This is a genomic window from Actinoplanes sp. NPDC049599 (genome assembly GCF_044465625.1).
Taxonomy (GTDB): Bacteria; Actinomycetota; Actinomycetes; order Mycobacteriales; family Micromonosporaceae; genus Actinoplanes.
This window is the reverse complement of sequence record NZ_JBITLX010000003.1, coordinates 56,476-81,880: the sequence shown is the minus strand read 5'-3', so window position 1 is coordinate 81,880 and position 25,405 is coordinate 56,476. Positions and strand designations below refer to the sequence as shown.

The 25,405-nt window shown below is 71.7% G+C and carries 25 protein-coding genes; 12 read left to right on the top strand and 13 right to left on the bottom strand.

Going from position 1 to position 25,405, the window contains the following annotated elements:
- The first annotated feature begins 1 nt into the window (after position 1).
- The gene (locus ACIBQZ_RS06535; protein WP_396087442.1) at positions 2 to 892 is read left to right on the top strand and encodes a hypothetical protein; all 891 of its coding nucleotides are present in this window, start codon (positions 2 to 4) and stop codon (positions 890 to 892) included.
- Here the strand turns inward: ACIBQZ_RS06535 and ACIBQZ_RS06530 are convergent.
- The 4 genes from ACIBQZ_RS06530 to ACIBQZ_RS06515 are packed head-to-tail and all read right to left on the bottom strand — an operon-like array spanning position 889 to position 4,087.
- Complete coding sequence (locus ACIBQZ_RS06530) at positions 889 to 1,776, bottom strand: ABC transporter permease (RefSeq protein ID WP_396087441.1); 888 nt, start codon at positions 1,774 to 1,776, stop codon at positions 889 to 891. The genes ACIBQZ_RS06535 and ACIBQZ_RS06530 overlap by 4 nt on opposite strands.
- The gene (locus ACIBQZ_RS06525; RefSeq protein WP_396087440.1) at positions 1,766 to 2,548 is read right to left on the bottom strand and encodes an ABC transporter ATP-binding protein; all 783 of its coding nucleotides are present in this window, start codon (positions 2,546 to 2,548) and stop codon (positions 1,766 to 1,768) included. The genes ACIBQZ_RS06530 and ACIBQZ_RS06525 overlap by 11 nt, the downstream gene beginning before the upstream one ends.
- Before the next feature lie 58 nt (positions 2,549 to 2,606).
- Positions 2,607 to 3,665, bottom strand: coding sequence for an ABC transporter substrate-binding protein (locus ACIBQZ_RS06520; protein ID WP_396087439.1), 1,059 nt, complete (start codon positions 3,663 to 3,665; stop codon positions 2,607 to 2,609).
- Positions 3,666 to 3,673: 8 nt separating this feature from the next.
- Entirely contained in the window at positions 3,674 to 4,087 is a 414-nt protein-coding gene (locus ACIBQZ_RS06515; RefSeq protein WP_396087438.1) for an RrF2 family transcriptional regulator, read from the bottom strand.
- A gap of 138 nt (positions 4,088 to 4,225) precedes the next feature.
- Here ACIBQZ_RS06515 and ACIBQZ_RS06510 point away from each other — a divergent pair, with 138 nt between their 5' ends.
- Positions 4,226 to 4,732 carry a hypothetical protein gene (locus ACIBQZ_RS06510; protein WP_396087437.1) on the top strand — a complete coding sequence of 169 codons (507 nt, stop codon included), beginning with the start codon at positions 4,226 to 4,228 and terminating at the stop codon, positions 4,730 to 4,732.
- Between the two features lie 61 nt (positions 4,733 to 4,793).
- Positions 4,794 to 6,011, top strand: a complete 1,218-nt coding sequence (locus ACIBQZ_RS06505; RefSeq protein ID WP_396087436.1) for a radical SAM protein — start codon at positions 4,794 to 4,796, stop codon at positions 6,009 to 6,011.
- Here the strand turns inward: ACIBQZ_RS06505 and ACIBQZ_RS06500 are convergent.
- Genes ACIBQZ_RS06500 through ACIBQZ_RS06485 form a run of 4 tightly spaced genes read right to left on the bottom strand, consistent with a single transcriptional unit; the run spans position 5,992 to position 10,122 of the window.
- On the bottom strand, positions 5,992 to 6,366 hold the full coding sequence (locus ACIBQZ_RS06500; protein ID WP_396087435.1) for a hypothetical protein: 375 nt from the start codon (positions 6,364 to 6,366) through the stop codon (positions 5,992 to 5,994). The genes ACIBQZ_RS06505 and ACIBQZ_RS06500 overlap by 20 nt on opposite strands.
- A gap of 57 nt (positions 6,367 to 6,423) precedes the next feature.
- Positions 6,424 to 8,499 carry an SIR2 family protein gene (locus ACIBQZ_RS06495; RefSeq protein WP_396087434.1) on the bottom strand — a complete coding sequence of 692 codons (2,076 nt, stop codon included), beginning with the start codon at positions 8,497 to 8,499 and terminating at the stop codon, positions 6,424 to 6,426.
- Positions 8,496 to 9,767, bottom strand: coding sequence for a YqgE/AlgH family protein (locus ACIBQZ_RS06490; protein WP_396087433.1), 1,272 nt, complete (start codon positions 9,765 to 9,767; stop codon positions 8,496 to 8,498). Before ACIBQZ_RS06490 ends, ACIBQZ_RS06495 begins: the two co-directional genes overlap by 4 nt.
- Positions 9,768 to 9,771: 4 nt before the next feature.
- Complete coding sequence (locus tag ACIBQZ_RS06485; RefSeq protein ID WP_396087432.1) at positions 9,772 to 10,122, bottom strand: hypothetical protein; 351 nt, start codon at positions 10,120 to 10,122, stop codon at positions 9,772 to 9,774.
- 170 nt (positions 10,123 to 10,292) lie between these two features.
- On the opposite strand from ACIBQZ_RS06485, the gene ACIBQZ_RS06480 reads away from it, so the two are divergent.
- The 4 genes from ACIBQZ_RS06480 to ACIBQZ_RS06465 all read left to right on the top strand — a co-directional run bounded on the left by ACIBQZ_RS06480 (position 10,293) and on the right by ACIBQZ_RS06465 (position 14,906).
- Positions 10,293 to 11,588, top strand: a complete 1,296-nt coding sequence (locus ACIBQZ_RS06480; protein ID WP_396087914.1) for a M16 family metallopeptidase — start codon at positions 10,293 to 10,295, stop codon at positions 11,586 to 11,588.
- On the top strand, positions 11,585 to 12,904 hold the full coding sequence (locus ACIBQZ_RS06475; RefSeq protein WP_396087431.1) for a M16 family metallopeptidase: 1,320 nt from the start codon (positions 11,585 to 11,587) through the stop codon (positions 12,902 to 12,904). The genes ACIBQZ_RS06480 and ACIBQZ_RS06475 overlap by 4 nt, the downstream gene beginning before the upstream one ends.
- Before the next feature lie 77 nt (positions 12,905 to 12,981).
- Positions 12,982 to 13,917 (top strand): NAD(+) diphosphatase, encoded by a 936-nt coding sequence (nudC, locus tag ACIBQZ_RS06470; RefSeq protein ID WP_396087913.1) that lies wholly within the window; start codon positions 12,982 to 12,984, stop codon positions 13,915 to 13,917.
- Between the two features lie 104 nt (positions 13,918 to 14,021).
- Positions 14,022 to 14,906, top strand: coding sequence for a phytanoyl-CoA dioxygenase family protein (locus tag ACIBQZ_RS06465; RefSeq protein WP_396087430.1), 885 nt, complete (start codon positions 14,022 to 14,024; stop codon positions 14,904 to 14,906).
- A 52-nt stretch (positions 14,907 to 14,958) separates the two neighbouring features.
- Here the strand turns inward: ACIBQZ_RS06465 and ACIBQZ_RS06460 are convergent, their stop codons facing one another.
- The gene (locus ACIBQZ_RS06460) at positions 14,959 to 15,201 is read right to left on the bottom strand and encodes a mycoredoxin (protein WP_396087429.1); all 243 of its coding nucleotides are present in this window, start codon (positions 15,199 to 15,201) and stop codon (positions 14,959 to 14,961) included.
- 81 nt (positions 15,202 to 15,282) lie between these two features.
- Between ACIBQZ_RS06460 and ACIBQZ_RS06455 the strand changes: the two genes are divergently transcribed.
- From ACIBQZ_RS06455 to ACIBQZ_RS06445, 3 genes are all read left to right on the top strand, one after another.
- Positions 15,283 to 17,427, top strand: coding sequence for an ATP-dependent DNA helicase UvrD2 (locus ACIBQZ_RS06455; RefSeq protein WP_396087428.1), 2,145 nt, complete (start codon positions 15,283 to 15,285; stop codon positions 17,425 to 17,427).
- A gap of 137 nt (positions 17,428 to 17,564) precedes the next feature.
- Positions 17,565 to 17,846, top strand: coding sequence for a hypothetical protein (locus ACIBQZ_RS06450; RefSeq protein WP_396087427.1), 282 nt, complete (start codon positions 17,565 to 17,567; stop codon positions 17,844 to 17,846).
- A 139-nt stretch (positions 17,847 to 17,985) separates the two neighbouring features.
- Positions 17,986 to 18,348 (top strand): WhiB family transcriptional regulator, encoded by a 363-nt coding sequence (locus tag ACIBQZ_RS06445; protein ID WP_360545029.1) that lies wholly within the window; start codon positions 17,986 to 17,988, stop codon positions 18,346 to 18,348.
- 284 nt (positions 18,349 to 18,632) lie between these two features.
- On the opposite strand, the gene ACIBQZ_RS06440 is transcribed toward ACIBQZ_RS06445, so the two are convergent.
- From ACIBQZ_RS06440 to ACIBQZ_RS06430, 3 genes are all read right to left on the bottom strand, one after another.
- Entirely contained in the window at positions 18,633 to 19,979 is a 1,347-nt protein-coding gene (locus ACIBQZ_RS06440) for an ABC1 kinase family protein (RefSeq protein ID WP_396087426.1), read from the bottom strand.
- Between the two features lie 88 nt (positions 19,980 to 20,067).
- A complete protein-coding gene (locus tag ACIBQZ_RS06435; RefSeq protein WP_396087425.1) occupies positions 20,068 to 21,114 on the bottom strand; it encodes a hypothetical protein in 1,047 nt (348 codons plus the stop codon).
- A 238-nt stretch (positions 21,115 to 21,352) separates the two neighbouring features.
- Positions 21,353 to 21,514 carry a DUF5679 domain-containing protein gene (locus ACIBQZ_RS06430; protein ID WP_023562255.1) on the bottom strand — a complete coding sequence of 54 codons (162 nt, stop codon included), beginning with the start codon at positions 21,512 to 21,514 and terminating at the stop codon, positions 21,353 to 21,355.
- Positions 21,515 to 21,989: 475 nt separating this feature from the next.
- Between ACIBQZ_RS06430 and ACIBQZ_RS06425 the strand changes: the two genes are divergently transcribed.
- Both ACIBQZ_RS06425 and ACIBQZ_RS06420 read left to right on the top strand, forming a co-directional pair.
- Positions 21,990 to 22,526, top strand: a complete 537-nt coding sequence (locus tag ACIBQZ_RS06425; RefSeq protein ID WP_396087424.1) for a M48 family metallopeptidase — start codon at positions 21,990 to 21,992, stop codon at positions 22,524 to 22,526.
- Positions 22,527 to 22,550: 24 nt separating this feature from the next.
- Entirely contained in the window at positions 22,551 to 23,147 is a 597-nt protein-coding gene (locus ACIBQZ_RS06420) for a hypothetical protein (protein WP_396087423.1), read from the top strand.
- A gap of 971 nt (positions 23,148 to 24,118) precedes the next feature.
- On the opposite strand, the gene ACIBQZ_RS06415 is transcribed toward ACIBQZ_RS06420, so the two are convergent.
- A complete protein-coding gene (locus ACIBQZ_RS06415) occupies positions 24,119 to 25,360 on the bottom strand; it encodes a zinc-dependent metalloprotease (protein WP_396087422.1) in 1,242 nt (413 codons plus the stop codon).
- Positions 25,361 to 25,405 lie beyond the last annotated feature (45 nt).

Genomic DNA, 25,405 nt, shown 5'->3' with positions numbered 1-25,405 from the left:
GATGTCCGACAGCACGCAGCCTCCTGCCGCCTGGTCGCGGCCGGGCGGGGCGTGGGGCTCGGGCACCGTGACCGCTCCGGGCGTACCCCCGTTGGTGCCGCCACCACCCACCCCGCCGGAGCCGCCCCGCGTTGCCGGGCCGGAGCGCCGCCGGCGGCAGATGTTGATCTTCGGTGGCATCGCCGGCGCGATCCTCGCGGTCGGCCTGGTGGTGATCCTGATCATCGGGCTGAGCTCGGAGGGTGACGCCTTCGGCAGCGCGGCCGACGCCCCCGCCGATCTGCGGCCGCCGCTGGCCCAGATGTGCCCGGCGCCGACCGTGGCACCCAGCGCCGACCCGACCGGCCGGCCCAGCGCGCCGCCGCCGGCGGTGCCCGGCGAGCGGACCACCGACCCCGACGCGGGCATCTCCTACAAGCGGTACGGCGCCCCCTGGGTCCCGTGGGACACCACCTGGCGCGCCGGCACGCTCGAGGTGCCCTACCGGGTCGGCCAGCACTTCGTGACGGAGCAGTACAGCGCCGGCAGCTACCACGCGTCGATCCTGTCGGCGGCGGTGCCGGCGGCCGACAACGACGCGGTGACGGTCGACCTCAAGTGCGTCGGCCGGCAGGTCGCCGCGGACGTGCGCGCGGAGTATTACCCGCAGCCCAACACGGTCGAGCCGCTGCGGGACGAGATGACCACGCTGGGCGGCAGGCCGGCCTGGGTCAGCGAGTTCCGGCTGCACTTCCAGGCCGCGGGGCTGACCGCCACCGACGAGCTCTCGGCGGTGGCGGTCATCGACGTCGGCAAGACGACCGCCGCGGTGCTGTACGTCTCGATCCCCGGCACGCACAAGCAGTTCGACTACGTGATCGACGACGTGCTCAAATCCGTGCGCCCGATCTAGGCGCCGGTCAGGCCCCAGCGTTTGCGCAGCGCGTTGTCGGCGGCGTTGAAGAGCATGTCGATCAGGATGCCGATCACCAGCACCACGATGATGAACGAGATGACCAGGCTGGACTCGCTGAGGTCGCGGGCCTGCTGCATCCGTACGCCGATGGAGAGCGCACCCGGCACGATCACCAGCAGCTCACCGGCCATCAGGCTGCGCCAGGAGAACGCCCAGCCCTGCTTGAGCCCGGAGATGAACGACGGCAGCGACGCCGGCAGGATCAGGTAGCGGTACTTGGCGAAGCCCGTCATGCCCAGCACCTGGCCGACCCGCAGCCAGGTGCGCGGCACGTAGTCGATGCCGCTGATCAGGCCGTTCGCCACCGACGGCGCGGCGCCGATGACGACCACGAACATGATCGCGCTCTCGCTGATCTGGAACAGCAGGATGGCCAGCGGGAACCACATGATCGACGGCATCGTCTGCAGGCCGGTGATCAGCGAGCCGATGGCCGCCCGCAGCGGCGCGAAGCGGGAGACCGCGGCGCCGACGACCGTGCCGATCAGCACGGCCAGCGCGAAGCCGGTGACCGCGCGGATCATGGTCAGCTGGACGCCCTCCCAGAAGTCACCGGTGGTGATCAGCGTGCCCAGGTCGCCGAAGACCGTGGCCGGGCCGGGCAGCACGTACTCGGGCTTCCACTGCGCCCAGACCACGGCCTGCCAGGCCAGGATGACGATCACGACGGCCAGCAGCTTGGGCCAGGCGCTGCGCCAGATCCGTCCGCCGAGGGCGGCCTTGCCGCGCTCCGGGCCGAGTTCGAGGGCGTCCAGGCCGGTGATCCGGTCGGCGGCGGCGGTGTCGGCCGCGGTACGGGCGGTGGGAACCTCAGCTTGCATGGCGGGCGACCTCCGCGCGGAGCCGGTCGGTGATCTCGGCGGCCTGGCCGGAGACCTCGGGCGAGTCGATGCGCCGGGGGCGCTGGTGGGTGATCGGGAAGTCCTCGATGACCCGGCCCGGGCGGCTGCTCAGCAGCACCACCCGGTCGCCGAGGCGGACGGCCTCGCGCACGTTGTGGGTCACGAAGAGCACGGTCAGGTGCTGCTCGCGCCAGATCCGTTCCAGCTCGTCGTGCAGGATGTCGCGGGTCATCGCGTCCAGGGCCCCGAACGGCTCGTCCATCAGCAGGATGTCGGCGTTCTGGGCCAGCGACCGGGCCAGGGCGACACGCTGGCGCATGCCGCCGGAGAGCTCGTGCGGGCGCTTGTGGCCGAAGCCACTGAGGCGCACCACCTCCAGCAGCTCCTCCGCGCGCTGGCGGCGCTCGGCCCGGCCGATGCCGCGCAGCCGCATCGGCAGCTCCACGTTGCCGGCCACGGACAGCCACGGGAACAGCGCCGCCTCCTGGAACATCAGCGAGACGTGCCGGCCGTCGATGTCCAGCGTGCCGCCGCTGAGCTGGTCCAGCCCGGCGACCAGCGAGAGCAGCGTGCTCTTGCCGCAGCCGGACGCGCCCAGCAGACAGACGAATTCGCCCTTGGCCACGGTCAGCGAGACCCGGTCGAGGGCGAGCAGGGTGTTGCTGCCGGAGCCGTACTGCTTGGAGACGCTGTCCAGCCGGACGATCGCGTCCCGTTCGGTCCGGGTGTCCGTGGCTTCCAGAATGCTCATGGGAACTCCCAGGTGGAGCCGGCCGGGCCCGCTTGCGGCGGACCCGGCCGGGCATGGATCAGGCGGCGGCGGCGTCGCTGACCGCGGGTTGGCCGTCGGCCTTCAGCAGCTCGTTGAGCGGGCCGAGGTCGTAGATGCCCTTGAGGTCGACCGGCTTGAGCAGGCCGACGTCCTGGGCGTGCTGGGCGCTGGTGTAGAGCGACGAGGCGATCGGGTCGTTGGTGAACGACAGGTTCTTGAACGCCGAGGCCAGGATGTCGTCCTTGAGCGGCTTGCCGGACAGCGCGCCGATCTGCTCGTTGGCGGCCTTCTGGGCGCCCGCGCTGTCGGTCGCGATGAGCTTCTCCGCGGCGATGTGGCCCTGCAGCAGCTTCTTGACCGTCTCCGGGTACTTTTTCAGGAACTCCTGCTTGACGATCAGGTGGGTGGTCACGAACTGGCCGTTCGGCCACAGGTCCTTCTCGTTGACCAGCAGCTTGCCCTTGGACTCCAGGATCATCCGGCTCAGGTTGGGCTCGGGCACCCAGGCGCCGTCGATCGCGCCCTGGGCGAAGGCCTGCAGCGCGGTCGCGTTGTCCTGCGGCAGCACCGAGACGTCGCCGCCGCCCTGCTGGTCGGCGTTGAGGCCGTTCGCCTTCAGCCAGGCGCGCAGCGCGACGTCCTGGGTGTTGCCGAGCTGCGGGGTGGCGATCTTCTTGCCCTTGAGGTCGGCCGGGCCGTTGATGCCCGCCTTGACCACCAGGCCGGCGCCGCCGGAGGTGCTGCCCGCGATGATCTTCAGCGCGGTGCCCTTGGAGGTGGCCCAGCCGTTGATCGCCGGGTTCGGGCCGATGTAGGTGGCGTCGATGGCGCCGGAGAAGAGCGCCTCGATGGCGGCCGGGCCGGCGTTGAAGGTCTTGGGTTCCAGCTTGGTGCTGCCCAGCGCCTGCTGGAACAGCCCGTTCTTCACCCCGATCAGGGCCGGCGCGTGGGTGATGTTCGGGAAGTAGCCCAGCCGGAGCGCGCCGGCCTCGCCGCCGGAGGCGGCCTCATCGTCGCCTCCGCACGCTGCGAGGGTGGTGGCCGTCAGGACAGCGGCGGCGGCGAGGGCAAGCGCACGGAGAGTGCGGGAGCTCATGCTCACTCCTAATTCGTGGAAACAGCGGAAACGGTGAGTTCGGCAAGCGTGCGGTGGTTCACGACACCCTCGATGGCTTGCTCCACCGCGAGCCAGACGTCCTTGAGCCCGGTGGCGACACCGTGGTAGGTCGTGGTCCCGGTGGGCAGGCCGCGGACCATGGTGAGGGCGCCGCCGACGGAGCGGACGACGTCGCCGACGGTGATCTCCTCGGCCGGGCGGGCCAGCGAGTATCCGCCGTCCACGCCGCGGTGGCTGTGCAGCAGGCCGGCCCGGCGCAGGTCGAGCAGGATGCCCTGGAGAAAGCTGAGCGGGATGTCCTGGGCCGCGGCCAGGGCGGCGGCTTTGACCAGCTGGGGGTGGCCGGCCGCGATCGTCAGCATGGCCCGGACGGCGTAGTCGGTGCGTGCCGAGACGTACACAACCAGGTCCTCTCGGTCCGGCGGAGCGCTAACTCTGCTTTCTCTATCTGATAGATGGGAATAGTGGACGAGGTGGGCGGGGATCGTCAAGCCCGAACCGGATGGTGAGAAGGCCGCGACCGGGTATCGTCACCCGCCGTGGGGACCCCGGAGACGACGGCGATCAGGATCGGCCTGCACGAGGTGTCCGGTCTGCGCTGGCCGCAGCCGGTGCTGACCGGCGACGGCAAGCGGGAGACCGCGATCGTCCCGTTGCCCCGGTTGCCCTGGTCGGGGGCCGCGATCGAGGTGCCGATGGGCGCGAGTGCGGCGCGCGCGGTCGAGCGGGTCGGCCGGCTCCGCAAGATCTTCGGGTACGGCGTGGTGCCGGTTGTCATCCTGCTGTTCGTGGTCGCCGACGTGCTGTTGCTCTGGGGCCGGTTCGGCGACCTGGACCCGCCCGGCGGCCTGTTCGCGGTGCTGGGCGTGCTCGGCGTGGTGCTGATCCTGACCGGGCTGGTGCCCGACGCGGTCGCCCGGGCCACCGGTGCGCCGTACGTGGCGCGGGACCAGCTGCGCTTCCCGAAGGCGCGCCCGGAGGTGGTGGCTCAGCTGATCAAGCTGAACCCCAAGGCGACGATCGACGGGGCGCCGGCCGGCCGGTAGCGCCCGCGAAGTCACGGAGCGGCGAAACAAGAACGACTACTGAGTGTGGCAATATCGCCCCGTGTTCGCCCTGTCCGAGCGCCGCCGAACGTCCACGACCGTCCGCCTGGCACCGGGCGTGCGGGTGCGGGACTCCATCGCGTACGTCCCGCGCCGCGACCATTTCTTCGCGCTCGACCCGGCCCACCTGCACGCCCTGCGCCAGGTGCGGGCCGGCCGGCCCGCCGGCGCCGCCGAGACCCGGGCGCTGGCCGAGCTGGGCATCTGCGAGACCGACCCGGACACCCCGCGCCGGGCGTTCTTCGGCCGGTCCGTGGTCGGGCAGCTGGCCGCGCTGCCCACGGTGACCGCGCCGCTGGTGGTGAACTGCTTCGCGACCGCGTTCTGCCCGCTGCGCTGCCTGTACTGCCACGCCGACGACCTCATGGTCGGCTACCGCGAGCAGGAGAACGAGGCCGGGTTCGCCCGGGTGCTGCGGGCCGCGGCGGCCACCCCGGCGATGGTCGGCGTGGTCACCGGCGGCGAGCCGCTGGCCCGGGTCGAGCGCGCCGAGCGGCTGATCGCCCGGCTGGCGGAGACCGGCAAGGCGGTGGTGCTGGACACCTCCGGCGTCGGCGACTTCAGCCGCCTGGTCCCGGTCCTGCGCCGGCACCAGGTGCACGTGCGGGTTTCGCTGGACAGCGCCGACCGGGCCGGCAACGACGCGCTGCGCCCCGCGAACCGCCGGCACCTGCCGCCGGGCACCAGCTCCGCCGTCTACGCCCAGGACGCGATCCAGCGCGCGGTCCGGGCGGACGTGCCGTGCAGCGTGCAGACCGTCGTCACGGCGCGCAACGGCGACCTCGGCACGTTGCTCGCCCTGCGTGATCGGCTGGTGGGGTTCGGCGTCACCACCTGGGTGCTGCACGTCGTGGTGCCGGTCGGCAAGGCGGCCCAGCCCAGCCGGGCCGGCCTGCTCGCACCCGCCGGCGTCCAGGAGGTGCTGGACGAGCTGGTCCGGCGTACCGCCGCCGACGGGGTGGCGATCGACATCCGGCTCACCAGCACCCACCGGGCCCCCAACTCCACGCTGCTGATCAGCGCCGAGGGTGAGCTCGCGGTGGAGAACGTGCGGGACGGCGGCAAGAACGTCTTCGTGTTGCCCCGGGTCGGGGTCCGCAACGCGGTGCTCCGGCACTTCCGCGCGCACGTGGATCTGGCCGGGCACGCCGGCCGCTACCTCAACGGGTCGCTGGCGCCGTGGGCGGCCGCGACCGGGGCTACTCTGCCGCGGGCGTGAGCGCCCAGCTCACGGCGGCCTCGAGCAGGCTCTTGATGCTGGCGTCGTCGCCACCGGAGTGCCGTAACACCCGGGCCGGCACGGCGCCGTCCGGGCCCATCTCGCGCAGCCAGGCCGCGGCCAGCGCGCTCTGGTTGGCGGACTCGAAGACGCTGACCAGCTCGGCCGCGGCGGCGAGCCGGCGGCGGACCGGCCAGGCCGGGCGGTGCCCGGCGGCGAGCCAGGACTCGAACTCCCCGACGGTGGCGGCCCCGGCGACGTACGCCGTCAGCTCCGCACCCAGGGCGGTGACGCACAGCGCCGCATCGTCCACGACGGAGGTGTGCCCGATGCGCTCCACAACTGTGGCAGTCATACCCCTGACGCTAACTCGGCGAAGCCAGGACCGCGACCTCCGAACGGCCCAGCGTGCTCATGGCCGCAGAAACAGGTCGGTGACCCGGGCCGCCAGCAGGTCCAGCACCGGGCGCCCGTCCTCGATCGCCGCGACGAACGCCGCCCAGGAGTCCAGCGGGAAGTCCTCGGTCTCCGGCACCGGCTCCTGGTTGAGGTAGCCGGGCAGCAGCAGCGCGTTCTGGAACAGCCACGGCACATAGCTGCCCTCCACGTCCCAGCCCGGCAGCTCCCAGGTCCGGTGCAGGTGCCGGCGCAGCTCCTCCTCCGACGACCAGCGCAGCATGTGCGCGTCGTGCTTGAGGCTCTTGATGTACGGGTTGTACAGATGCCCCGGCCCGAACCCGAACGTCTGCCGCCACTGCGCCCACAGGATCGCCTCGTCGCGCCCGCCGAGGGTCATCACGTCGTTGGTCGCGCTCTCCAGCAGCATGCTGTTCAGGTACGGCCACAGCGTCAGCGGCGTCAGCAGCCGGTTCGCGTCCGTGCGCAGCACCGACTGGACGATCGGCCAGGCGTTCTTCTCCAGCTCGTCCCACGAGGTCAGGTTCGGCACCGCCTTCACCGCGGCCAGCAGGCTGTACAGCGACGGGTTGTGCTCGCCGTAGAAGGTGCGCGCCACCGACCACGGGTCCGTCGGGCGCAGCAGCGACTCCGGTGAGGTGTCCGCGGGCTGCCGCTGCACCTGCTCGAGGAACTCCGACAGGCTGACGAACTCGCGGACCGCGCCGTGCCCGGTGTGGTCGATCCAGCGTTCCAGGTCGGCCCGGAACGCGGCCGCCGAGTCGATGTCGCGGGAGCCCACGTCGTCGATGCAGACCCGCACCTCGACGCCGAGCCGGGCCAGCGCGCCGGCCACGAACGCCTGCACCATGTGGATCACCGAGGCCCGCGAGCGCAGCCGCACCGGCCAGAGCAGCCGGATCGGGCCGACGGTGCCGCGCTGCTGGTTGATCCAGCCGAACCGGCGTTCGAGCTGGAGCAGCAGGCCGGGCACGTCGCGTGGCGGCTGGGTGCCGGGCTGGGCGACCAGCTGCCGCTCCCAGCTGTGGTGCCGCACCCGGTGCCGCAGCCCGGTGGCCCGCGGTGGCACCGGGACCTGGGCGCGTTCGGCCAGCGCCGGGAAGAGCCGTTCGGAGTCGACGCCGGGGAAGCACTCGACCGGCTGGCCGATCGCCTCGCGCAGCCGTTCGGCGGTGCTCAGCGCGTCGGCCGCGTCCGGGTCGTTCAGGGCCCAGAGCACCCGGATCGGGCGGGTGCGGGCCACCGCGGCGATGGCGGCGGTCAGCGTGCCGGCCCAGTCGCTGCTGCCGATGACGCAGACGGTGTCGCCGCGGATCAGCTCGGCGGTTGCCGCGACCAGCAGCTTGTTCTCCGCGATCCGGGCCGGGTCGTGCAGCAGCTGGGGGCCGCGGACGTGCAGCGTCGGGCGCCAGAAGCCGTGCAGGTGGAAGACCCGGACCGCGCCGTCCGTGCCGCCCGCGCTGCCGTACGCGCCGCGGTTGTCCATCGGCAGGCTCACCGCGCGGCCGCGGGCCGAGCGGATCGCGATCTCCAGCAGCGGGTCGAAGTTGGTGGTCAGCACCCGATGGTCGAAGGCTTCCGGCACCTGCGCCAGCAGATGACCCAGCGCCTGGATGCCGCGCGGCAGCTGCCACGAGAAGCGGTCGTTCTCCACGCCCTCGCCGACGCCGCGCTCCAGCCGCTGGCCCAGGCCGTGGGTGGCCAGCGGCGACTCCATCGGGTCCGGGGCCGCGTACGCCTTCAGCACCGCCTGTTGCGCGATCACGTCGAACGCCCCCGCCGACACCCAGTCGGTGAAGACCCGCCGATAGGCGCGGTACACGTCGATCGGCCGGGCCCCGACCAGCTCCGAGCGCGCCTGCTCCAGCGCCCGCTCCAGGGCGCCGTCGTCGTTGCGGCCGGCCGCGAAGCTGTCCGCGATCTCCAGCACGCCCTGCACCCGCGGGATGACCCCGGCCGTCACGCCGGAACCGAGCAGCAGGGTGATCTGGTCGACGTCCCGCAGCCCCGCCATCAGCCGGTCCAGCAGCAGCGCCTCGCCCGCGCTGAGTCCCTCGCCCGGCTCGCTCATCGGACCGCCTGCAGGGACTGCCACAGCTCGCCGGGCCGTTCGGTGAAGACCTGCCGGGCGGTGTGCCGGCTGGCGACCAGCGCGCCCCGGTCGAGGAACTCCTCCAGCTCGCCGGCCCGCCAGCCCAGGTAGCCGACGAACACCCGCATGGTGTCGACCGCCGCGGTCACGTCCTCGGGCACCGCCGAGAGGGCGAGCGTGCCCAGCCGGTCGCGGATCGGGGTGAACCGCAGCGGCTTGGCCGCCCCGGCCCGCAGCAGCGTCACTACGATGTAGCCGTCCCGGGCCACCGGGCCGCCGTGGAACAGCATCGCCGGGTTGCGCAGCAGCGGCCGCCACGCCTGCGGGAACTCGTCCGGGATTTCGCCGTCCGGCCGGGTGATGCAGACGCCCAGCGCGCCGGTCTGGTTGTGCCGCAACACCAGGATCGCCCGCTGGCCCAGATCCTCGTCGACGAACCAGGGCGCCGCGTAGAGCACGCTGCCGGCCAGGTTGTGCCGGGGCGCCGCCGGATTGTGCACCAGGGAGATCTCGCCGCCGGAGTCCCGGGCGCGCAGCTCGGGCCGTTCGAAGCCGCGCCGCAGCATCGCGCGGCGCACCGTACGCCAGACGGTGTGGACGGTCAGCGTGGCCGGCGTGGGCTCGGGCGGCGGGGGTCGCAGCCCGTCGCGCAGCAGCCGGATCAGCTCGCCGGTGAACGCGGTGTGCACCTCGCCGCGCGGCGCCATGGCCGGCCGGTTGGCGGGCGCCGACACCAGCAGGCAGGTGCCCTCGGTCTCGGCCTTGTCGGCGACCGCGTCCGTGCCGCTGCCGTCGCCGCCGAGCTCCGAGCCGGCCCGGCCGGAGTAGCAGCAGTCGAGGATGACCACCCGGCGGCGGGCCCGGGTGTCGGCGACGGCCCGGCGGATCCAGTCGTACGGCACGCCGCGCTCGTACGGCACCTCCGGGTCGCAGCCGGGCAGCCCCAGGATCAGGTTGTCGTCGTCGGCGTCCACCAGCCCGTGGCCGGCGAAGTAGACCAGCAGCAGCCCGTCGCTGCCGGCCGCCGCGGCGGCCCGGCGGATCGCCCGGCTCACCTCGGCCGGGGACTCCGGGTCGAGCAGCACGTGACAGTTCTCCGCCGGTACGCCCCAGAGGTCCTCGTGCTGGAACAGATCGCGCAGATCCGTCACGTTGCGCCGGGCCGCGGGCAGCTCGAAGAGCCGCCGGTAGGCCGAGACCCCGATCAGCACCACCTGCGCCAGGGCCGGATCTGTGACATCACTCATGGATCTAGTTCTCGCGTTGCTCGAGCTCGGTGAGCGCGGTGGCCAGGGCCGCGTGGTCGGCGACCTCGATCCGGGTGACCGCACCGTCCGCGCCGGTGTGCGTGATGGTCACCCGGGGCGCCGGCCGGCGCGCGGCCCGCCAGCCGGCCACGGCGAGCGCGAGCTGGCCGGCGGACAACCCGCTGCCGATGACCAGCGTCAGCACATCGAGCAGCGTGCCCATCTGCTCGGGATCGCCGCCGGGCAGCCGGGTCAGCTCACCGTCCACCCGGACCGCCTGCTCGCGACGCAGCCAGCGATGCAGCGACTCCGCGTCCGCGGTCGAGTCACACTCCAGGCGCAGCCGTACCGGCACTGGTTCTTCTCCCCGTCGTGGTGGTGGATCGGACGCGACAGGATATCGAAGCATGTACCTCGCGTCACGGACTCACTACGCGAAAGCTAGCACCGTGGATCGAGGGTGCCGGACCACGGATCCGACACGGACCGCTGCGGGGGGTTAGATTCTCTGGTGTGGCGCGCAAAATGAAGATTCCCGCGACGAAGTATCCGGTGGAACGCTTCACCCTCGACAACGGTCTGCGGGTGGTCCTCACCCCCGACCGCACCGCCCCGGTGGTGGGAGTGGCAGTCGTCTACGACGTCGGCATCCGCTCCGAACCGGAGGGACGGACGGGCTTCGCCCATCTCTTCGAGCACCTGATGTTCCAGGGCTCGGAAAACCTGGAGAAGCTCGCGCACTTCCGGCACGTGCAGGGAGCCGGCGGCAGCTTCAACGGTTCCACCCATCTGGATTACACCGACTACTTCGAGGTGCTGCCCTCCGGCGCCCTCGAACGGGCGCTGTTCCTGGAGGCCGACCGCATGCGCGGGCCGCGGCTGACCGAGGAGAACCTGCGCAACCAGGTCGACGTGGTCAAGGAAGAGATCCGGGTCAACGTCCTCAACCGGCCGTACGGCGGCTTCCCCTGGTTGCGGCTGCCCCCGGTGATGTTCGAGACCTTCGCCAACGCCCACGACGGGTACGGCTCGTTCGGCGACCTGGACCACGCGACGGTGGCCGACGCCGAGGAGTTCTTCGACAAGTACTACGCGAGCGGCAACGCCGTGCTCGCGGTCGCCGGCGACTTCGACGTGGCGCACGCGACCGTCCTCATCGAGCGGCACTTCGGTGACGTGCCGGCGCGGGGCAAGCCGAAGCTGCCCGACTTCGCCGAGCCCGACATCTCCGGTGAGCGCCGGGAGACGTACACCGACCGGCTCGCGCCGCTGCCCGCGGTGGCCAGCGGCTGGCGGTTGCCGGACCCGATCGGCGAGTTCGACGCGTACCTGCCGTACGTGGTGCTCGCCGAGGTGCTGACCGACGGCGACGCGTCCCGGCTGGTCGAGCGGCTGGTGCAGCGCGACCGCACGGTCACCAGCGTCGGCGGCTACATCGGTTTCATGGGGGATGAGTACCAGGTCCGCAACCCGACCGCGATGCTGCTGCAGGCGCACATGCCGCCGGGCGGCGACGCGGACAAGGTGCTGCGCACGATCGACGAGGAGCTGGACCGGCTCGCCACCGGTGGCATGGCACCGGGCGAGCTGTCCCGCACCCAGGCCCGGATGGCGACGCACCTGTTGCGGGACACCGACGCGGTGCTCGGCCGGGCGCTGCCGATGGCCGTCCTGGAGACCCAGCGCGGCCGCCCGGAGCTGCTCAACGAGCTGCCCCGGCTGGTCGGCGAGGTCACCGAGGCGCAGATCGTCGCGGCGGCGGCCACCCTGCGGCCCGAGCGCCGCGCCACCATCGAGGTCCTCCCGGGAGCCAACCAGTGAGCGTACGACCCCTGCCCGAGTTGATTCCGGACACCAAGCTCAAGCTGCCCAAGCAGGCCGAGCGCCGGCTCAGCAGCGGCCTGACCGTCATCGCGATCCGCCGCCCCGCGGTGCCGCTGGTCGAGATGCGGCTGCGGGTGCCGTTCGGCCGGGCCCCGCTGGCCCGCGCCACCCTGCTGTCGCAGGCGCTGTTCACCGGCACCGCGACCATGTCCAGCATCGACATCGCCGCCGAGCTGCAGGCCGTCGGCGGCGGGCTGTCCGCCGGGCTGGACCCGGACCGGCTGCTGGTCACCGGCAACTCGCTGGCGGCCGGGCTGGAGCGGATGCTGGAGATCCTGGCCGGGGTGCTGACCGACCCGACGTACCCGGGCGAGGAGGTAGCCACCGAGCGGGACCGCCTGGTCGACCACATCCAGGTCGCCCAGAGCCAGCCGGCCCACCTGGCCCGCACGGCGCTGCTGCACCGGATGTACGGCCGGCACCCGTATGCGGTGCAGACGCCGGAGCCGGAGCAGGTCAAGGGCGTCCGCCCGGCGCAGCTGCGCGCCCTGCACGCCGACCGGGTCCGCCCGGACGGCGCGGTGCTGGTGCTGGTCGGCGACCTCAACCCGGAGAAGGCGATCGACGCCGCCGAGAAGGCGCTCGGTGGCTGGATCGGCCCCAGCCGCGACGGCAACATGCCGCCCACCCCGGAGCTGGAGCCCGGCCCGCTGCTGCTGGTCGACCGCCCCGGCGCGGTGCAGTCCTCGCTGCGGATGGCGCTGCCGGCGGTGTCCCGCACCGACCCCGACTACGCGGCGCTGCAACTGGCCAACATGGTCTTCGGCGGCTACTTCTCGTCGCGCTGGGTGGAGAACATCCGCGAGGACAAGGGCTACACGTACGGCCCGCACAGCTCGATCGAGCACTTCGTGGCCGGCTCCTCGCTGGTGGTGGCGGCCGAGGTGGCCACCGAGGTGACCGGCCCGGCGATGCTGGAGACCCTGTACGAGCTGGGCCGCATCGCCAGCCTGCCGCCGGGCGAGGAGGAGCTGGAGCAGGCCCGCCGGTACGCGCTGGGCACCCTGCGGCTGGGCATGTCCACCCAGGCCGGACTGGCCGGCCTGGCCAGCATCTACGCGAGCTTCGGCCTGCGCCTGGACTACCTGAGCGAGCACTCGGCGGCGCTGGCCGCGGCCACCCGTGAGCAGGTCACCGAGGCGGCGGCCCGCTACCTGGCGCCCTCGCAGGCGGTCACGGTCGTGCTCGGCGACGCCGACAAGGTCGAGACCCCGCTGGCGGCGCTGACCGCCGTGGAACGCGGCCCCGCGTGAGCGGACCGGCCGGAGCGCCCGGCCCGGGCCACCTCCCCGACGCCGGCGAACAGCCCGACGTCGGCGAGCAGCCCGGGCTGGACGGCCCGCCGCTGGCGCGCACCTCGCTGGACCGCGCGGCGCATCACCGGCGGGACGACGACTGGCTGGCCCAGGCGTGGAAGACCGGCCTGGTGCTGATCATCGACATCGACAAGGGTGGCCGGGCGCTGGTCGGCCGGCGCCCGGACGGCACGCCGTCCCTGGTGCTGGTCGGCTCCGAGGACGCGCCCGAGGGTGAGCGGCTGTTCCTCGGTGTCGACCCGGCCGGGGTGCCGATCTTCGCGATCGACGCCGTGCTGCCCGTGGCCGCCGACGCCGAGCCGCGGACGCTGCGCGACATCGGCGACCGCCTCGACCCACGCGACGCCGGGATCTTCACCACGGCGGCGGCGCTGGGCAACTGGCATGCCAGCCACCGGTTCTCCCCGCGCAACGGCCAGCCCACCACCGTCATCGAGGCGGGCTGGTCGCGAGTGGACGCCGACGGGCGGGCGATGTGGCCGCGTACCGACCCGGCGATGATCGTGCTGGTGCACGACGGCGTCGCCGGTCCGCAGGGGCGCTGCCTGCTGGGCCACAACGCCGCCTGGCCGGAGACCGGTGGCGTGCGCCGGTTCTCCTGCCTGGCCGGCTACGTCGAGCCGGGGGAGTCGGCCGAGGCCGCGGTGGTGCGCGAGGTCCGCGAGGAGGTCGGCGTCCGGCTGCGCTCCTGGCAGTACGAGGGCAGCCAGTCCTGGCCGTACCCGGGTTCGCTGATGCTCGGCTACACCGCGGTGGCCGACCGGGACCAGCCGATCTCGGTGGATCCGGAGGAGATCGACGAGGCGCGCTGGTTCACCCGTGACGACATCACCCGGATGATCGCCGGCGACTACGTCGAGCCGACCAGCGGCGTCCGGATGAATCTACCTATGCGGTCCTCGATCGCCTTTTATCTCGTTGAGCGGTGGTTGGGCGATTTTCCCCGATAAGAGATTCATATTTCTCTAATCAAAGAATCTTTCACACTGACTTAGCAACGTTGCGGGGATGCTCCTGCGTCTGGAAGGGCAGACACGGAGGAAGAGGTAATCGCATGTCCCTGCTTGCCGAGCAGCAGACCTGGACGCCGATGACGGCCACGGAACGGGAGCGGTTCGACCGCGACGGATTCCTGGTCATCCCGGCTGTTCTCACCGAGGACGAGGTCGCGATCGCGCGCACCGCGATCCTGCGGTCCAAGGAGAGGGCGGCCCGCGATGGCGGCCTCGGGCCGACCGGCGCCCTGCACCAGCTCTCCGCGGTCACCAACAACCCGGAACTGGCTTTCCTGCTGGACCACCCGAAGGCGTTCAAGTACATCTGGTCGATTCTCGGCTGGAATGTGCACGTGTACCACTCGCACGTGGATGTGCACCCGCAGATTCACGAGCAGCAGAAGGAATGGTGGCACTGGCACCAGGACGGCGGCCGGCAGAACCGGGAGCTGGAGACCGACCCGCGCCCGCGGATGTCGGTGAAGCTGGCCTACTGGCTGTCGGACGTGAGCGAGACCGGCCGGGGCAACTTCACCGTCCTGCCGGGCAGCCACCTGACCAACTGGCTGCCGGGGCCGCCGTCACGCGGGGTCCCGTGGCCGCAGCCCGAGGGTGCCCTGCAGATCACCGCGAACCCCGGCGACGTGGTCGTCTTCGACCGGCGGCTGTGGCACGCGCGCTCGGACAACTACTCGCCGATCACCCGGGTGGGCGCCTTCTTCGGCTACACCTACCGCTGGGTGGCCGGCCGCGACGAGGTCCGCGACCTGCCGGACACGCCCGAGTGGGCAACGTACTCGCCGGTGCAGAAGCAGCTGCTCGGCGGCGCCGGCGACGGCAGCGGCGACCACGCCTGGGGCCACTACCCCGAGACGACCCCGCTCTACGGCGAGCTCAAGCGCCAGGGCCTGCTCGACTCGAGCGTTCCCGCGCTCATCCCGTAGCACGGGTGGGGCCGGCCGCAGCGCGACCGGCCCCGCACCGACGACCGGCAGGTCAGGCCGAGATGGCGGCCAGGTGCTCCTTGACCTGCACGATCGACGGGTTCGTCAGGGCGGACCCGTCGGCGAAACGCAGGGTCGGCACGGTCTGGTTACCGCCGTTGACCCCCATCACGAACGCGGCCGACTCGGTGTCCTGCTCGATGTCGATGACGTCGTACTGGATGCCCTCCCGATCGAGCTGTGACTTGAGCCGGTGGCAGTAGCCACACCAGGAGGTCGAGTACATGGTCAACATCGGTCGGGATCCCTTCGCAGACATCACATGGCGGTACGCCATCCGGTGAAACGTCGGACCGGGGTGCCATGATTCCCGGTTGTGACAGCCGAACGCGTCCTAGCCGGGCTCGACCCCGATCAGCGCCGGGCGGTGACCGCTCCCGCCGGGCCGGTCTGCATCCTGGCCGGGGCCGGCACCGGCAAGACGCGGGCCATCACCCACCGGATCGCCTACCGCACGCTGCAGGGTGAGATCAGCCCGCGGCACATCCTCGCCGTCACCTTCACCGCCCGGGCCGCCGCCGAGATGCGCGCCCGGCTCACCTCGCTCGGCGCCGGCCGGGTGCAGGCCCGCACGTTCCACGCGGCGGCGCTGCGCCAGGTGCGTTACTTCGCGCCCCGGCTGCTGGAGGGCCGGGTGATGCCCGAACTGGTGGAGAGCAAGGCCCGCCTGGTGGCGCTCGCGGCCAACCGGGTCGGGCTGCGGGCCGACCGCACCGCCGCCCGCGACCTGGCCGGCGAGCTCGAGTGGGCGAAATCGTCGCTGGTCGAGCCGGGGGAATACGTCGTGGCCGCGGCCAAGGCGCTGCGTGAGCCGCCGTACGACGCGGGCAAGGTGGCCGAGGTCTTCGCGGCGTACGAGGCGCTCAAGCGGCGCCAGGGCGTCATCGACTTCGAGGACATGCTGCGCGCCGCGGTCTGGGGCATCGAGGAGCACGCCGACGTCGCCGAGCAGGTCCGCTCGCAGTACCGGCACTTCGTCGTGGACGAATACCAGGACGTCAACCCGTTGCAGCAGCGGCTGCTGGAGACCTGGCTGGGTGGGCGCGACGACCTGACCGTGGTCGGCGACGCCAGCCAGACGATCTACTCGTTCACCGGCGCCACCTCGGCATACCTGATCGACTTCCCCCGGCAGCGCCGCGACGCGGTGGTCGTCCGGCTGGTCCGCGACTACCGCTCGACCCCGCAGGTGGTCGGGCTGGCCAACGCGGTGATCAAGCAGGCCCGCGGCGCCGAGGCCAAGCTGCGCCTGGAGCTCATCGGCCAGCGCCCGCCCGGCGCCGAGCCGGATCTGAAGATCTTCCCGGACGAGCCGGCCGAGGCCGTCGCGGTCGCCCGGCGCTGCCGCGAGCTGATCGCCGCCGGCACCCCGGCCAGCGAGATCGCGGTGCTGTTCCGCACCAACGCGCAGTCCGAGGCGTACGAGAAGGCACTCGCCGAGCTGGAGGTGCCCTACGTGGTCCGGGGCGCCGAGCGGTTCTTCGAACGCACCGAGGTGCGCCGGGCGATGATCGCGCTGCGCTCGGCCGTGCGCTCGACGCCGGGGGAGACCCCGCTGGTCCAGGCCGTCGTGGAGGCGCTCTCGGCGACCGGCTGGGCCCGCGATCAGCCCCCGGCCGGCGGGGCGCAGCGCGAGCAGTGGGAGGCCCTCGCGGCGCTGGTCGCGCTCGCCGAGGAGTACGCCCGCGCGCCCGACCTGCTGCCGCTGGGCCAGGCCGGGGCGATCCAGCACGACCTGTCGCTCTCGGCGTTCTGCGCGGAGCTGGCCCACCGCGCCGAGCAGCAGCACGCCCCGACGGTCGAGGGCGTGACCCTGGCGTCCCTGCACTCCGCGAAGGGCCTGGAGTGGGACGCGGTGTTCCTCGTCGGGCTGGCGGAAGGGACGCTGCCCACGACGTACGCGAAAACGCCGGAGCAGCTCGAGGAGGAGCGCCGCCTGCTCTACGTCGGGGTGACCCGGGCCCGGCAGTGGGTCTGGCTGTCCTACGGCCAGAGCCGGTCACCGGGCGGCCGGGCGCGGCGGCCCTGCCGCTTCCTGCCCCAGCTCGGCCAGACCAGCAACGGGCTGGAAAAGGCAAGCGTCGCGGGCGGCAGTCGGAAAGCCGTCAAACGGCGCAGCACCGTGGTCTCCTGCCGGATCTGCGGCGCGACGCTGATGGCCGGCGCCGACCGCAAACTGGGCCGCTGCCCGACCTGCCCGTCGGACCTCGACGAGGAGCTCTTCGAGCGCCTCCAGCTCTGGCGCGCGGCGTCCGCGGCCGAGCAGAAAGTCCCTGCGTACGTGGTGTTCACCGATGCCACGATCGTGGCGATCGCCGAGCGCCGGCCGAGCACCCCGGCGGAGCTGCTGGCGATCGCCGGGATCGGCCCCCGCAAGCTGGGCCAGTACGGGGCCGCGGTGTTCGCTCTGGTGGGCGGCGCGAGCCTCGCGGAGCTCGCTTCGGAAAACTTTGAAAACTAGTCCGTTAATTCGTTTGCCCTCCCCCCGCGGGCGGGCTTAGCCTCAGTGCACACCTTGACGAGCACGGGTTAAAACCATGTTCATCAAGGACCAACAGAGCACGATTCGAGCGCAAGGCGATGGAGGAGGTGGCACCGGTGAAGCTCAACTACACGATCGAGCGACCGTCGACGCTGCTTGCTGCTGTCTGCGCTCCGTCCGCTTCGTGGCTGCCGGAATCCGCCCCCGTGGCGCTCCTGGTTGCTGAGCGGGCTCCCGTTTCGCAGGTGCACCAGGTCCAGATCCAGGCCGAGCTGGTCCGGACCCTGGCGGGCGTCGATGGAAGCAACGGGATCACTGGGTTCGTGGGCAGCAACGGCATCTCCAAGCGCATGACGGATGGTGCCAGCGGTGTCCCGCCTCGAGGAAGGCCGGTCTAACAGACCAACCGGCTCACCTCGAGGCCGCGGAACCCGTAACAGGGATCCGCGGCCTTACTTTTTTGCCGGCTCACCGGCCGGTGCACGACCGGTAACACGATCCAGAAGATCGAGAAGAAGAGAGAGGTGACCGGGCTTTATGAGTCTGGCGCTGGCCCCACTCGACGTGAGCGTCGAGCTTGAGGCAAACCTGCCCTGTCGGAAGTTCGACCCGGACCTCTGGTTCTCGGACTCCCCGGCCCAGCTGGAACTGGCCAAGTCGCTCTGCGGGGACTGCCCGCTGCGCGTCGAGTGCCTCGCCGGCGCGGTCGAGCGGAACGAGCCCTGGGGTGTCTGGGGAGGCGAGATCTTTGAGCGTGGCGCTGTGGTGCCGCGCAAGCGGCCCCGTGGCCGTCCCCGCAAGGTCGACGTCGCCCGCGACGCCGAGCTCCAGGTCGAGGTCGACGAGCGGCTCGCCGCCAACGGTCTCGAGTCCCGCAACTCGGTCCGCCTCGCGGCCTGAGCTTCCCCAACCCCTTCGACCAGAGACGGAAACGACTGTCGTGAACACGAACGGAACGACCAAGGTGAAACTTATCCAAGAAGCGCTATCCCGAGCACGAATGCGTCGGCCTCAGGCCAACCACAACCCTGAGGCACACCGAGGAGCTCGTCAGATCGCGATGGAGGCCCGCCAGCGGGCTGCCCGTGAACTGGGTGGACGCCTCTGACACCGGAAATCCGACGGGCCCGTCCGCAATGCGGACGGGCCCCTTTCCTGCTCGGGCTCGGCGCGCTGCACCCGCGTCACGCGACGGGGGCGAAGCCGGGCAGCCACTTCTGCAGGATCGCCCGGTACGGCGCCTGCGCCTCGAGCTGGCACAGCACCCCGATCGACCCCAGCGTCACGCGGTGGATCAGCAGGTACGACGGCGGCAGGTTGAGCTTGCGGCTGAGCTGGAAGGCCGGCGATTTGGGGCTGGACAGCCGGGTGGCCTCGCCGCGGATCCAGGCGCGGGTGAAGCGGAACTTGTCCACCGCCACCGGCTCGATCATCGGTCGCAGGAACGCGAGCACCGCCTGGGCGTCCAGCACGTCGTCGGGCTTGATGAAGCCCTCGTCGCGCAGCCCGTCCACCACCGCCTGGGCGTCGCCGTCCAGCGCCAGCCGGACCAGCCGGCCGATCGGCTCCGGGTGCCCGCCGGGCAGCCGGGCCACCGCGCCGAAGTCGATCACGCCGAGCCGGCCGTCGGGCAGGATCCGGAAGTTGCCGGGGTGCGGGTCGGCGTGCAGCAGCCCGGTCCGGGCCGGCGCCGAGAAGTTCAGCGTGGCCATCAGCCGGCCGGCCTCGTCGCGTTCCGCCTCGGTGCCCTCGGTGATCACCTTTGCCAGCGGGGTGCCGTCGATCCACTGGGTGACCAGCACCCGGGGCGCGGAGGCGACCACCCGCGGCACGAAGATGTCCTCGTCGTCGGCGTACCCGGCGGCGAAGGCGGTCTGTGCCTCCGCCTCCATGGCGTAGTCCAGCTCCTCGGTGATCCGCGCGCGCAGCTCGGTGAGCAGCGGCTTCATGTCCATGCCGGGCTGGATGATCTTGAACATGCCGGCCAGCCGGCCGAGCTGCTTGAGGTCGGCCAGCAGGGCCTCGCCGGCGCCCGGATACTGCACCTTGACCGCGACGTCGAGCGTCTTCGGCTTGGCGCCCCTGCGGCTGGGCGGCAGCTTCCACACCGCCCGGTGCACCTGACCGATGCTCGCGGCGGCGGCCGGAACGTCGTCGAACTCGGCGAACCTGTCCCGCCAGTCGGCGCCGAGCTGCTCGGCGAGGGCCTTGTGCACGCTGGCCACCGGCATCGGCGGCGCGGCCTCCTGCAGCTTGGTCAGCGCCTGCCGGTACGGCCCGGCCATCTCCTCGGGCATCGCGGCCTCGAACACCGACAGTGCCTGCCCGAACTTCATCGCCCCGCCCTTGAGCTGGCCCAGGACGCTGAAGAGCTGCTCGGCGGTGCGCTGCTGGATGTCGGCGGAGATGACGTCCGTCGCGATGCCCGTCACCCGCTTGCCGAGTCCCAGCACCGTGCGCCCGGCGAAGCCGAGAGGGAGGGCGGCGAGCTTGGCGGTGCGGGACGCTGCACGACGCGGGATGTCGGTCACCAGATCATTGTTACCGACGCGACGCCGATCAACCGCCCTCGTGGCTCTTGTTCGGTCCGGGACGTGCCAAAAGTCCGATCACTGGCGATCAATCGCCGCCCCGCCGGGACCGACGCCGGGTGCACGGACAGGACGGATGTGGCAGCCAGCTCCGACGGCGGATGCGCCCCGGTGCGCTGATCACCACCTCGGCCCCGAGGATCGCCGGGACCTCCCCGTCGAGGTAGCTCAGGGCCTCTCCCGTGATGTACGCGACAGCGGCCAGCAGGGTGGCCACCCCGCACGGTTCCACGGTCGCCCGCGCCGGGGGCGGCAGGGTGCGTGGCCAGGTGGCGTCGCGGTCGGCCCGGTGCAGGGTCATGCAGTTCGGGCAGGGGCTGCCGGCCGGCAGGACCAGCGGACCGACGACCACGGCGCCCTCGCGGATCGTGGCCGTGAGGTGGGGGCGGTTGCGGTGTGTGCCGGTCACGGGTGGCGGGGCGGCCGGGTGGTCGTGGCCCAGCTGGATCACCAGGGATGCCGCACCGCGGCGTACCGGGCGGGTCTGGGTGTGGGGTGCCGCCCGGTGGACGGCCGCCGCCACGGCCTCGGCGCGCGGCTCTCCCACCTCGGCGTCGGTGAGCGGGCCGCCCGGGGGTTCGTGGCGGGCCACCGGGCCGGTCAGGTCGGGGTGCACGTGTCCCGTCCCGGCCTCGGCCAGCGCGACCGCCACGCCGGCCGCGAGCCGGCTGGGACCGGTGACGACGACTCTGGCTGCCGCCCGTCGCCGCAGCGTGCGGGCGGGTGCGGCAGCCGGCCCGGAGAAGGCCAGGGCGGCGGCCTCCGCGGTCAGCCGGGCCGGCATCGCGGGCGGGAACAGGCGCCGGGCGGGAACCACCAGGCCGGCCGCGTGCAGGGTGTCGAGCAGCAGGCCCGCGTCGTCGGCCCGGACCCCGAGGGCGCCGGCCCGGGCCACGGCCAGGCGTTCCGGCCGCGAGCCGTCGAGGAGATCAAGCAGGCCCGCGGCCCGCGGATCGGGCAGATCAAGGAGGACGGCACGGGCCGGGTCGAGGCCCAGTTGCAGCGTGTGCGGAGTGCGCCAGAGGCGGGGAAGGCCCGGCAGCAGCGTCGGCCGGGGCAGCGGCGTACGGCTCATGGCATGACACGGTGTCACGGCGCCGACGCGCAGCGGATTTGTTGTCCACAGGGCGGCCCCGCGCGAACGCTGGGTTATCCACAGGATTCGACAAGTTATCCACAGGCGACGGGATTGGCCGCCTAATCACTCAAAGTATTTACTCCGTGACGGGTTACGGCCCGAACGGGTGACCAGGGTGCAAAGACCGGCGGGGGCGACCAGAATGGTCACCCCCGCCCTCGCTCATCCGGCGCGATCAGGCCTTGGCCTTGCCCAGGATCCGGTTGACCGTCGTGCCACAGACCGGGCACTTGCCCTTGGCCATGTTCATGCCGGTCTTCGAGACCTCGACAGTGCCCTGGAAGTCGCGCTTCTCCTTGCACTTCACGCAGTAGCCGTTGTACGTGGTGTCGGCCACGGTTCCTCCTCGTCATGTTGTCGGCCGGATCGGCCCTGTGCCCTGCTCGCGGCGACCTGCCGCGAGTTGTGTTCGGCGCCGGACCGCTCCGCGACCACGTGAATGTGGCCACCCGCTCGGGGCGGTCACTACCCAGGTCGGGCCATTTCCATGTCAGCGCAGCGTCGGCGGTGTCGTCGACGGCCTGAGTGTGCCGGGCCGGATGATCCTTTTTGGGTACATACGAGGAGACACGCCGACGAAATACGCTAGATCGTCAGAAACAGGACTTTTAACCCCACGCGGTACGCGACTGTTTCTTCGGATAGCGTGGGTTTTTCCGCCAGCGGTGGCGCGGGCGCGGAAAATATTTTCGGATTTCCTGGGGCGTAGGTCACATTTTGGGCGCGTGTCGTTTCCCGTACCCTTGCGGTGACCTGGCCCTGACAGATTAACGTCGCAATGTGAACCCTAGTCTGGGCCGCGCGAGCCGGTAATGGCCACCAGGACGCGCAAGCCTGTCGTCGAAGTGCGGCGCAGCCAGCGTCGGCGTCGCACAGTGTCCGCGTACCGCGAGGGCGAGCGTGTTGTCGTCCTGATCCCCGACCGGTTCTCCCGTGCGGAGGAGACCGAATGGGTGGCGCGGATGCTCGAGCGCCTCGCCGCGCGCGAGGAGCGCATCCGGCGCACGGACAGCGAGCTGCTGGCCCGCGCCCGCCGCTTGATCTCGCGGCACCTGCCCGACTACGCCGAGTACATCGTGCCGGCCAGCGTCCGCTGGGTGACCAACCAGAACGGCCGCTGGGGCTCCTGCACCCCCGACGACGGCACGATCCGCATCTCGCACCGGATCCAGGAGATGCCGGACTGGGTCATCGACTACGTGCTGCTGCACGAGCTGGCGCACCTGGTCGTGCCGAGCCACAACACGGAATTCTGGGAGCTGGTGAACCGCTACCCGAAAGCGGAACGAGCCCGCGGCTACCTGGAGGGCATCTCGGCGGCAACCGGCCTGGTCCTCGCCGACGACTGAAACCCCGGCGGTTAGCCTTCGGGCGTGACCAAACGTGTGGTGGTGGCGCTGCTCACCCCGGTGACCTGGAGTCCCCCCGGCACCGACCTGGGCAAGTGGCGGGCCGCCCTCGCCGAGGACGTAGTCGACCTGCTGGCCCGCCTCGCGCAGGCCGAGCCGGCCATCGCCGCCACCGCCGACGACCTCGCGCTGGCTCGGGAGATCGCCTGGCCGGGCATGCCGATCTACGAGGTCCGCACGGCGACGGTGCTGCCGGTGCTCGAGGCCGCGACGGCCGCCGGCTTCGACCAGGCTGCGGTCCTGGCCGCCGACGCGGCCGACGTGCCGGGCATGGTGCTGGGGAAACTGCTGCGCCCGCTGAGCAGCAAGCCGGTGGCGGTCGCGCCCACCGGTCAGGAAAGCGGCCTGCTGGCGGTGGCGTCCACGCTGCCGGCACCGGAATGGCTGGCCGACATCAACCTCGACACCGCCACCCCGATGACAGTCCGCCGGACCGCGCCGCAGCCCAGCCTGGTCGAATCGACCGCTGACTGGCACCGCCTCCGCGGCCCCCACGACCTGGCAACGCTGGACCCGGCCCTGGAAGGCTGGGAGAACACCCGAGCCCTCCTCGGCGGCTGACCACCCACCGATCGCCGGCCAAGCACCGAATCTTGGAGAGTTGAGGTTGCTCGACTTTCGCCATGTGGCGGAGCCCTTGCGCGCCTGGGCCTTCAGCGTCCGCGGAGGTCGGGCAGCGTCTCGAAGTTCTTGTTCGCGAAGTTCTCGTCGAGGATTTCGGGACTTCGCCTCGACCGGCCCGCTGCAGGATGCACTTCAAGAGCCGGCTGAGCTCTGCGTCGCCCCAGGGGGAGCACGGCGACAGCCCGCTACCAGCTCACGGGCACCCGCAACGGCCGGCAATGCCTGAGATCACCCCATATGGTGCCCGCACCGAGGGGCGGCTGCCGACCGCTTCATAGATCTTGGAAAGCGCGGGTGCGGTCGACTTTCGCCGCTCAGCGCCGTCGCAGCCTCAGCGGCGACCTTCCCGCAGATCTTGGTGAGCTAGAACGTTCTAGCCGAACCGCACCGCTACAAGGTCCACTACTCGCGCCCCTTTCCTCCTGAGATGAACCCTTCAATCTCTACTACCGCCAATCCTGCATACCGGATGAACCCGGCAACGGGCTGGATCGCCGGGGACCGTGATCCAGAAACGGCGAAAGTCGAGCGGGTGCGGGCCGCGCCCCAGCGATACAACATCGCCCGCGGCGCCCGCGCTATCCGATGCGGCGCCCGGAATGTCGACCCGAGCAACGTGGAGAGCCCCGGTCACCCGCCTGGACCCCGCCCCGCCCCGGTCGGGGTGGGTGGTGGCAGCCGTGTGGTGAGCCGGTGTCAACACTCCCGTGGACCCCGCCCCCAAGCCCCACCATGCAATCAGCCGCAACGACCCATGCAGCCGGCTGGTATCGGACAGAACCGTGCGGCCGGCTGGTATCGGACAGAACCGTGCGGCCGGCCGGCAGCGGATCGATCATGCAACCAGCCTGCGTTCGGCGGGAGCGACGGTCAGTGCCATGCAACCAGGCACGACCGGAATTTGCTCTTTATTTGTTCTTTTCCTCGTCGGTGCCGCCCAGATTGTCCAGCTCGGAGATGTCCCAATCCGGCTTGACCGCCGCGAACTTCTGCGGGTCGGCGAAGTCTTCGTCGGTCGGGAGCAGGTCGGGGTGGTCCCACAGGGCGTCGCGGCCCGCGACGCCGCGCTGCTCGGTGACGGCTGCCCACAGGGCGCCTGCTTCGCGCAGCCGGCGGGGGCGCAGCTCGAGGCCGACCAGCGCCGCGAAGGTCTGCTCCGCCGGGCCGCCTGCCGCGCGCCGGCGCCGGAACGCCTCGCCCAGGGCTGCCACCGCCGGCAGCCGGTCGCCTGCCGCGCTGTCCACGACGTGGCCCACCCAGCCCTCGATCAGCGCGAGCGCCGTCTCCAGCCGGGCCAGTGAGGCCTTCTGCTGCGGGGTGTCCTCCGGGGTGAAGATGCCCTCGAGCGCCATCTGCTGCATCGATTCCGGGTCGGACGGGTCGACGCGGCTCATCGCCTCTTCGATCGCTTCCCGGTTGACCGTGATGCCGTTGGCGTAGGTCTCCACGGCGTTCAGGACGTGGGCGCGCAGCCACGGCACGTGCTGGAAGAGGCGCTGGTGGGCCGCCTCGCGCAGAGCCACGTACAGCCGGACCTGGTCCTCGGGCAGCTCCAGGCCGTCGCCGTAGGCCTTGATGTTCGCCGGGACCAGCGCCGCCGTGCCGCCGGGGCCCAGCGGCAGGCCGATGTCGCCGGCCGAGAGCACCTCCGCGGCGAGCTGGCCGAGCGCCTGGCCGAGCTGGCCGCCGAAGAGCGCGCCGCCGAGCGTCGCCACCATGGACTGCATCGGGCCGAGCTGGGCGCGGGCCTCCTCGGGCACCAGGTCGCCCATGGCGCCCACCATGCGGCCCGCGATCGGGTCGCACAGCTTCTTCCACACGTCGAGGGTGTTGTACACCCACTCGTTTCTGTTCCAGGCTGTCGCGTCGCGGATGCCGGACGGCAGCGCGGACGCCGGGTCGAGCCACAGGTCGGCGAGGCGCAGGGCCTCGGAGACGGCGTTGTGCTCGTACATGTTCACCGCGGGGTCGCCGGTCGCGCTCAGCTGGCTGGCCGCCACCTGGCGGGCCAGGTCCCAGTTGACCGGGCCACTCCCGGGCGCGGCGAACATCTGCTGCAGCTGATTCATGAACTGCTGCATCTGCTGCGGGTCGGAGGGATCGGGCGGCTGGGCGCCCGGCAGGCTGAAGCCGAACGGGATATCAGGCACACCCCAACGGTACGCGCGTCAGCGGCCTTCGTGACCAATGCCGGT